Genomic DNA, 7,511 nt, shown 5'->3' on the forward strand with positions numbered 1-7,511 from the left:
GTGTAACGGTGAAGACGGAGGTCGATTTTCAGGCCCTCGAGGAACGGATTACATACGTTAAAAACCGTGTCTCCGTCCTTGTTCTTCCCGGGTTTGGCATTCACCGTCCAGAGCAGGCAACACACGTTGCTACTTACGCTGATGGAGTCATTGTCGGCTCAGCCCTTTTGGAGTACATTATAGAACACAAGGATAAGAGGGATTTTATGGAAGGTTTTGCTCGTCTTGTTCGAGCGTACCGAAAGGCCCTGGACGGAGATCCCGGGTATGCATTTTGAGGAACGAGAGAGCACACTTGTCCTTCGCTTTGCGAATCTTTCTGGTTTTCCCCATCTTGAACATTTCTTCGTAACCCGCCGTACTCCCTACGATGTTCGAACCGAGGAAGGACGGAAGGTAATTTCCCACCTCTTTGGGATTGGTCCCATTTTTGTGCCCTACCAGGTTCATGGTACAGATTTTCTCGTTTTTGATGATGAGGTATGGTACAATGCTTCTTGCCGTGTGGCGGATGCAGTGCTTGTGAGACGAAGGGGCTTCTACTGTGGCGTACTCGTTGCCGATTGCGTGCCTCTACTCTTGTTTGCTCCAGAAAGTGAAGTTGTGGCCCTTGTACATGCCGGCTGGAGAGGCATTGCTCGGGGAATCCACCGCAGAGTCCTGCAAGCCATGCGGGAGCGTTTTTCTGTTAGTCCGTCTCGACTTGTTGGAGGTGTGGGGCCAGCGATTGGTCCTTGCTGCTTCGAGGTAGGAGAAGAGGTTGCAAAGATCTTTGCAGCCCAGGGTAAAGGGGCATGGGTTCGGTGGCAAAAGGAAAAAGCCTTTGTGGACCTCAAAGGTATTGTGGTGGCGGATCTTTTGAGCGAGGGGGTAAGGGAGGAGAATCTTGAAGTGAGTTCTTTTTGCACCTTCTGTGAGGAAAGCCTCTTCTACTCTTTCCGCCGGGATCGCACTGAGAAGAGGTGTCTTCTTGTTGCTGGGCTAAGGGGGTGAGGATGTATTGCATGCGGAAACGGTGGCGAGGCATCTTCTTGTAGAGATCGTGGGGTCAAAGCTTCTCAACGATGCGAGGTTAGTTGAGAATTTTTTTCGGGATCTCGCAGCAGCATATGGGAAAGAAGTGCTTGCTCTCCATGTGTACCAGTTTGAGCCCTACGGGCTGAGCGGTCTTCTCGTGATGCCGGAGTCACACGTTGCTATCCATACTTGGCCTGAGTACGGGTATGCAGCACTGGACATTTTTCTCGGTACGTCCTGTGATCCCAGAACCAGTGTGCCCCTTATTGAGCGGTACTTCGAGCCTCAGGATATTAAGATCGTAGAGCTTGAGAGAGGAGTGGGAAAAGGGGATGGAACTCTGGTACGTCCAGAACTACATTGAGAACTACCAGATGGCGCTCAAGGTCAAGGAAACGCTTTTTGTAGGACGAACGAAGTTCCAGGAAATTGCAGTTATCGACACATATCTCTACGGAAGGGTTCTACTCCTTGATGGCATTGTTCAGACCACAGAAAAGGACGAGTTCATGTACCATGAAATGCTTGTACACCCCGCTATGGTGACGCATCCTCACCCTCGGAAGGTCTTCATTGTTGGAGGGGGAGATGGGGGAGCAGCTCGGGAGGTCTTGAAGCACCCGGTAGAAGAGGTTGTGCTTGTGGATATCGACGAGGGCGTCATTGAAGTTTGCCAGAAGTACTTTCCCCAGCTTGGGAAATGGGATGACCCTCGACTTCGAATCCATATCGGGGATGCAGCAGAGTACATTGCGGAGACAAAAGAGACCTTTGATGTTATCATTATGGATTCCACGGATCCTGTCCCCAGGGGAGTAGCAGAACCCCTTTTTTCCCCCGAGTTCTACAAGAAAGCCTATGAGCGTCTTTCTCCTGAAGGAGTTCTGGTTTCCCAAATGGAGCCGCCTTTCTTCGAAGCCGAACGAGTGAAAAAGCTCTGGAGACACCTTGGTGTCTTTCCGATTCTCCGTCTCTACTGGGGACTTGTGCCGACGTACCCTGGGGGTGTGTGGAGCTACGTTATCGCTTCCAAAAAGTACGATCCAACACAGAGCAAACGAGACTTACCCTTTCCGACCCGCTACTATTCCGCCCGGGTTCACCAGGCAGCTTTTGTGCTTCCCGTTTTTCTTGAAGAGATGTTCAGGTAGGGGGAAGGTTACATCCTCCCCCATTCTCGTTCGACATCCGTGAGGAATTTCTTCCCCACACGGGCAAGAAGCGACCGGCGGTGGAAGAAGAGTCCTTCGTAGTGGGCAAGAGTTGCATAGGTTTCGTACTCAAGGGATGGATCGGAAGGAAGAGGGAAAATAAAGGAAGATGTAGTGCAGAAATCCCTAACCGAGAGGGGAGAAGAGAAGGCGGCACTTCCTCCGGTGGGAAGGACGTGGTTGGGTCCGTACCCGTAGTCCCCTAAGGCAACCGGGGCATGAGATCCAAGGAAGAACGCTCCACCTCTGCGGAGGCGGGGAAGAAGGGCAAGAGGGTTTTCCACCATGACCTCTACGTGTTCTGGGGCGAGGAAATTCACAAGGTCTATTGCCGTCTCGAGGCTTTCGACCTGGTAGAGGAAAATCGGCGCGATTCCCTCAAGGGGGAAAGGGGCGTTGGCCATTTCCCTCTCGAGGTGCTTTTTGACCTCAAGAAGAAGGGCTTCGCTGGGAGATGCAAGGACACTGAGTGCAAGGGAATCGTGTTCTGCTTGAGCCAGGAGGTCAAGGGCAACCCACTCCGGGGGAGCATGTCGGTCGGCAATGATGACGACTTCTGAAGGACCGGCTAACATGTCTACGCCCACGATGCCTTGGAGGATTCTTTTTGCCGCGGTGACGTAAATGTTTCCTGGGCCTACGATTTTTTCCACGGGAGGGATGGTTTCAGTTCCAAAGCACGCCGCTGCAATAGCTTGAACTCCCCCTACCCGGTACACTTCCTGGACCCCTAAGAAGAAAGCGGTAGCCAAGGTTTCCTTAGGAACGTTTCCGTTCTCTGCAGGAGGGGTAAAGAGCACGATTTCCTCCACTCCTGCGATTTGAGCCAGGATGACCGTCATGAGGCACGAGGAGGGGTAGGCGAATCTTCCTCCGGGAATGTAGCAACCCACCCTCCGAATAGGGCGGACAACCTCTCCAAGGAGAGATGGGGAACGCTCAATAAAGAAAGGCAAAGGTTTTTGGGGCTCGTGGAAAGCTCGTATGTTCCGAGCGGCAACCGTTACGGCTTTTTTGAAGTCTTCTGAGACGCCCTTCCAGGCTTCCTCGAGATCCCTTTGGGTAACTCGAAATTCGGTGATCTCGCATCCATCAAACCTTTTCGTGTACTCCCGCAAGGCCTTGTCTTTTTTCTCTTTGACGTCTTCAATGATTTTTCGGACGTCCTTCTCGACCCTTTGCAGAGCTTCATAAAGGACATGGCGACCTATCCTGAGGTCCTCCTTAACTTCCTGAGGTTCTCTGAGTGGCTTCAGGACGATCTTCATAGGGAATCACTTCCTTTAGAGTTCTTGTGAATTCCTCGATTTCCATGGTTTTTGTTTTCATGCTCACATGGTTCGCAACAAGGCGAGTGGAAATGGGGACAATCTCTTCAAGAATGTGGAGACGGTTCTCTCGCAGGGTTTTTCCTGTGGATACGAGGTCAACAATGCCGTCGGCAATACCTATAGCTGGGGCAAGTTCAATCGACCCATAGAGAACGACAAGGTCAGCGTGCATCCCTTGCCCTTGGATGTACTGGCGGGTGAAGTGGGGGTATTTGGTGGCGATACGAAGGTGTTCTCTTTTCAGGAGATCCTCTTTCGTTACGCTTTCGGGTCCGGCAAGAACCATAATGCATTTTCCGATGTGCAGGTCCAAAAGCTCGTAGACTTCGTTCCCTCGCTCAAGGAGTATGTCCTTGCCGACGAAACCAAGATCTGCAGCACCATGCTCAACATAGGTAGCCACGTCTTTTGGGTGTGAGAGGATAATACGCCAGGGGAGCGAAGGGTCCTCGATGACGAGCTGTCGAGGGGGAAGGGCAAGAGGTGCAGGAAGGAGACGAGAAAGGAGTTCTAAAACCTCATCCTTCAATCTTCCAGTGGGAATGGTGAGAGTGAGTTTCTTCACAGCTTTTCCTCCTCAAGGAGGCGTTCAAGTGCTTCTTCTTCAAGACTCTCGAAGGAGAAGGAACCCTGCGTGGTCACGAGGGTGATTTTCCCACTTGGGATTTCCTCCATGACGAGAGGAACCCCCTTTTTTCGCATTCTTTCGGCAAACTGGAAAACCTTTCTTCGGAGGGAGGAGGGGTAAAGGAGAGAAGGGGGACACCAATCTCCTTGCCAGGAGGACTCCTTCTGGAGGACTTCAAGGATTCGCTCAAGAAAGAGCGCGAAACCACAAGCAGGAAAATCTTTCCCAAAGGCCTGGAGAAGCTCATCATACCTTCCTCCGGCAAGGAGGGGATATCCCACTTGAGGGGAAAACCCTTCAAATATAACGCCGGTGTAATAGTCAAAGTCCCGCACGAGTCCAATGTTAATGGAAAGATACGCGGAGAGGCCGAAATCTTCAAGGATCTCCCAGGCGCCACGAAGCTCTTGTACCGCCCTCTGCCATCCGAAGTTTTCAGGAAAAAGGGAAGAAAGGCTTTCAAGGAGCTCCCTTTTCCCACGGAGGAAGGGAAGGCGGAGAAGAAACCTTAAAAGGTCTGGATCCGCATCTTTGCAGAGCCTCTGCAGGGCGACAAAGTCTCTTTTCTTCATAGCGATTTTGGCTTCTTCCTTTCGGGAAGAAGGGAGAGGAAAATGCTCAAGGATTCCTCGAAAGATCCCCGCATGACTCAGGTCGATTTCAAAATCCCGTATCCCCGTCTCTTTAAGGGCGAGGATGGCGAGAGCAATAACCTCGGCATCCTTTGAGGGGCTGGTTCCGCCGACACACTCAAGCCCTATCTGGGTAAGCTCGCTTTCTGTGCGGAAAGGAGAAGAAGGGTAGCGAAAGACCTTGCCGCTGTAGTATACCCGAAAGGGAGGAGCGCTATTGCTCCGAGAGAGCATGCGGGCGCAAGAGGTGGTGAACTCAGGTCTCAGGCAAACGAGTTTTCCGTCCCGATTCAGGAACTTATAGGTGCGTTCTTTCATTTCTTCATTCATCGTTTTCTCAAAAGTGGCGTAGTACTCAAGCACTGGTGGTTCGACCTCGACGTAGCCCCATTTTTCGAAGAGTTCCCGAAGGCGCATTTCTATGCTTCTGCGGATTTTTGCTTCCCAGGGGTATACGTCTTTCGTTCCCAAAACCAGTTCCAATTTCTCTACTCCTTCCCTATAATGTTGAAAAAAGTATAGAAGTATTTGCAGCGCTTTGCAAGAACTTGGAGGAACCCTATGGGAAGCGTAAAAGACCTTGTCGTTCTCTCGTCACCTCGTGAGGAGGAGCCTGGTCGAGGCAAGTTCGTTTTTTCTGACCGGTACTCTGTTTTCGACTGGGGGGAGATGCCTGATACCATCCCGTACAAGGGGATGTCCCTCTGCCTCATTGGTGCCTATTTTTTTGAGAAGCTTGAGAAAGCCGGTATTCGTACCCACTACCTTGGTCTTGAGGAGGAAGGAGAGGTTAAGAGGCTTTCAGAGCTTCGGGAACCGGCAAACACCATGCATATTCAGCTTTTTCGCGTCATTCTTCCCTCCCGTACGGAAACAGGATACGACTATGGACTGTACCGATATCTGCGGGGGAATTTCCTCATCCCCTTTGAGTTCATTTACCGCAACACTCTTCCCGAGGGATCGAGCTTGAGAAAGCGTGTTGCCGAAGGAAAGGTAACCTTAGAAGCCCTTGGGCTTACTGAACTACCTCCTCCGGGGACATTTCTCCCTGAGCCGATTCTTGAGGTTTCTACAAAGCTTGAAGAGCGGGATAGATACGTGAACTGGTCCTTGATTGAGGAGTTGGGCATTCTCAGTGCTGAAGAAGTGAAAAGAGCCCAGGAGATGCTCCTATTTGTGGACCGTTTCATCACCCGGGAAATGCGCCGTATAGGCATAGAGAATGAAGATGGGAAAATCGAACTCGCTCTCGATGGAAAACGCAATCTCCTCCTTGTGGATGTGGTGGGGACTCCTGATGAGTGCCGTTTTACCTTTCAGGGTATGCCCATGAGTAAGGAAATCCTTCGCTCTTTCTACCGTAAGACGAAGTGGTACGAGGAAGTTCAGAGGGCAAAGGAAGACCATCCTTTCGACTGGAAGGCTTACGTTGCGAGTACACCTCCTTCGCTCCCACAAGACCTCATCCAGCTTGTGAGCTGGCTGTACCAGCGCATAGCCATGGATTTGACGCAGCGGGAATGGTTTCCCGGTGTTCCCTCCCTCGAGGAAATTGTTGATAAATTCCGCCAGCTTGTTTAAAATAAAACATGCCCGGTGCGCCCGTAGCTCAAAGGATAGAGCAGCGGTCTCCTAAACCGCAGGTTGAGGGTTCGAGTCCCGCCGGGCGCACCAAGGTCCTTGCATTGCTCTCATTGCTCTCCTCTTGGTCTACGAAAGTGGTATAATACTTCCACTCTTGGGGAACTGTGGGATGTTTCTTCGTGAAAGTAGGACTCGGTGTCAGTACTGCCCCTTGTGAGGAGAAAGCGGTTCAGGAGGCTTTGCTTGCTGCTCTTCGGGAAAGCGGCAAGCCATCCTTTGCCTTTCTCTTTGCCACCCCTCAGTACAATCCCAATGTCCTGGTAGAAGTACTCAGAAAAGCTCTTCCCTCTGCGAGAATTCTTGGGTGTTCTGCTTCGGGTGTCATTGCAGGAGAGAAAGTCCTTTTCCAGGGAATTGTGGTTTGCACGCTCTCTGGGGAGGATTTCGAGGCCCGGACATTTGTTCCCCAGGGGGATGCAAGTGACCCATACACTCTGGGGGAAAATGCCGGGGAGATGGTTCGCAGAGCCTCTATTCAGGAAGGGACTGTCCTTGTGCTTTCTGACCCTTCCCTTGAGGTTCCTCTTTTCCTTCAGGGTCTGTACAACGTTCTTGGTCCTCGTTTCCTCTACCTTGGGGGAGGGACGGGAGAATTCCGGTTCACCGAGAGGGGACGTGCAGATGGACCCGTGAGTATCGGGGTTTTCAGTGGAATTGCCTTCTCCTCCTCTGCTGCACACGGATGGTCTCCGACCCGGGAACTCCTTGTGGTCACAAAGACCCGGGGAAGGGAAGTGGTTGCAATAGATGGCATTTCTCCTTTTGAAGCATACCGGGAGCGGGTAGGGGATTTCCCCAAGGAGGATCTTCCTCGGGTTGGAGCTCTCTACCCCTTGGGATTCCCCAATGTATATGGGGAGTTCCTCATTCGGGATCCTGCGTATTTTACCTCGGACGGTGCCATGGGGTTTGTGGGAGCGAGTGTACCTCAGGGAGCCGTGGGGTACATCATGAGAGGAGAAAGAGAAAGCCTTCTTGAGGCAGCAAAAGAGGCAGCCAGGGAGGCAAAGACCTCCGTGGAGGATCCCCTTTTTGCTCTGATTTT

9 protein-coding genes and 1 tRNA gene are annotated in these 7,511 nt (G+C 51.8%); 7 read left to right on the forward strand and 3 right to left on the reverse strand.

What is annotated here, in order from left to right; all coding sequences use genetic code 11:
• From H5U36_07645 to speE, 4 genes are all read left to right on the forward strand, one after another.
• The coding region (locus H5U36_07645) for a tryptophan synthase subunit alpha (protein ID MBC7217996.1) at positions 1-278 on the forward strand (278 nt) is incomplete at its 5' end.
• Entirely contained in the window at positions 268-993 is a 726-nt protein-coding gene (locus H5U36_07650) for a polyphenol oxidase family protein (GenBank protein MBC7217997.1), read from the forward strand. The genes H5U36_07645 and H5U36_07650, both read left to right, overlap by 11 nt.
• Positions 994-1,000: 7 nt before the next feature.
• Positions 1,001-1,381, forward strand: coding sequence for an adenosylmethionine decarboxylase (gene speD, locus H5U36_07655; GenBank protein MBC7217998.1), 381 nt, complete (start codon positions 1,001-1,003; stop codon positions 1,379-1,381).
• Positions 1,350-2,168, forward strand: coding sequence for a polyamine aminopropyltransferase (gene speE / locus H5U36_07660; GenBank protein MBC7217999.1), 819 nt, complete (start codon positions 1,350-1,352; stop codon positions 2,166-2,168). Before speD ends, speE begins: the two co-directional genes overlap by 32 nt.
• 8 nt (positions 2,169-2,176) lie before the next feature.
• On the opposite strand, the gene hisD is transcribed toward speE, so the two are convergent.
• The 3 genes from hisD to hisZ are packed head-to-tail and all read right to left on the reverse strand — an operon-like array spanning position 2,177 to position 5,302.
• The gene (gene hisD / locus H5U36_07665) at positions 2,177-3,496 is read right to left on the reverse strand and encodes a histidinol dehydrogenase (GenBank protein ID MBC7218000.1); all 1,320 of its coding nucleotides are present in this window, start codon (positions 3,494-3,496) and stop codon (positions 2,177-2,179) included.
• Positions 3,453-4,124 (reverse strand): ATP phosphoribosyltransferase, encoded by a 672-nt coding sequence (locus H5U36_07670; protein ID MBC7218001.1) that lies wholly within the window; start codon positions 4,122-4,124, stop codon positions 3,453-3,455. Before H5U36_07670 ends, hisD begins: the two co-directional genes overlap by 44 nt.
• A complete protein-coding gene (hisZ, locus tag H5U36_07675; GenBank protein MBC7218002.1) occupies positions 4,121-5,302 on the reverse strand; it encodes an ATP phosphoribosyltransferase regulatory subunit in 1,182 nt (393 codons plus the stop codon). The genes H5U36_07670 and hisZ overlap by 4 nt, the downstream gene beginning before the upstream one ends.
• Positions 5,303-5,380: 78 nt before the next feature.
• On the opposite strand from hisZ, the gene purC reads away from it, so the two are divergent.
• From purC to H5U36_07690, 3 genes are all read left to right on the forward strand, one after another.
• A complete protein-coding gene (gene purC / locus H5U36_07680) occupies positions 5,381-6,403 on the forward strand; it encodes a phosphoribosylaminoimidazolesuccinocarboxamide synthase (GenBank protein ID MBC7218003.1) in 1,023 nt (340 codons plus the stop codon).
• A 17-nt stretch (positions 6,404-6,420) separates the two neighbouring features.
• Positions 6,421-6,496: transfer RNA gene (locus H5U36_07685), tRNA-Arg, on the forward strand.
• Between the two features lie 89 nt (positions 6,497-6,585).
• A partial coding sequence (locus tag H5U36_07690) for an FIST C-terminal domain-containing protein (GenBank protein MBC7218004.1) occupies positions 6,586-7,511 on the forward strand: 926 nt, incomplete at its 3' end.

This window comes from Candidatus Caldatribacterium sp., assembly GCA_014359405.1.
GTDB lineage: Bacteria > Atribacterota > Atribacteria > Atribacterales > Caldatribacteriaceae > Caldatribacterium > Caldatribacterium oleiphilum.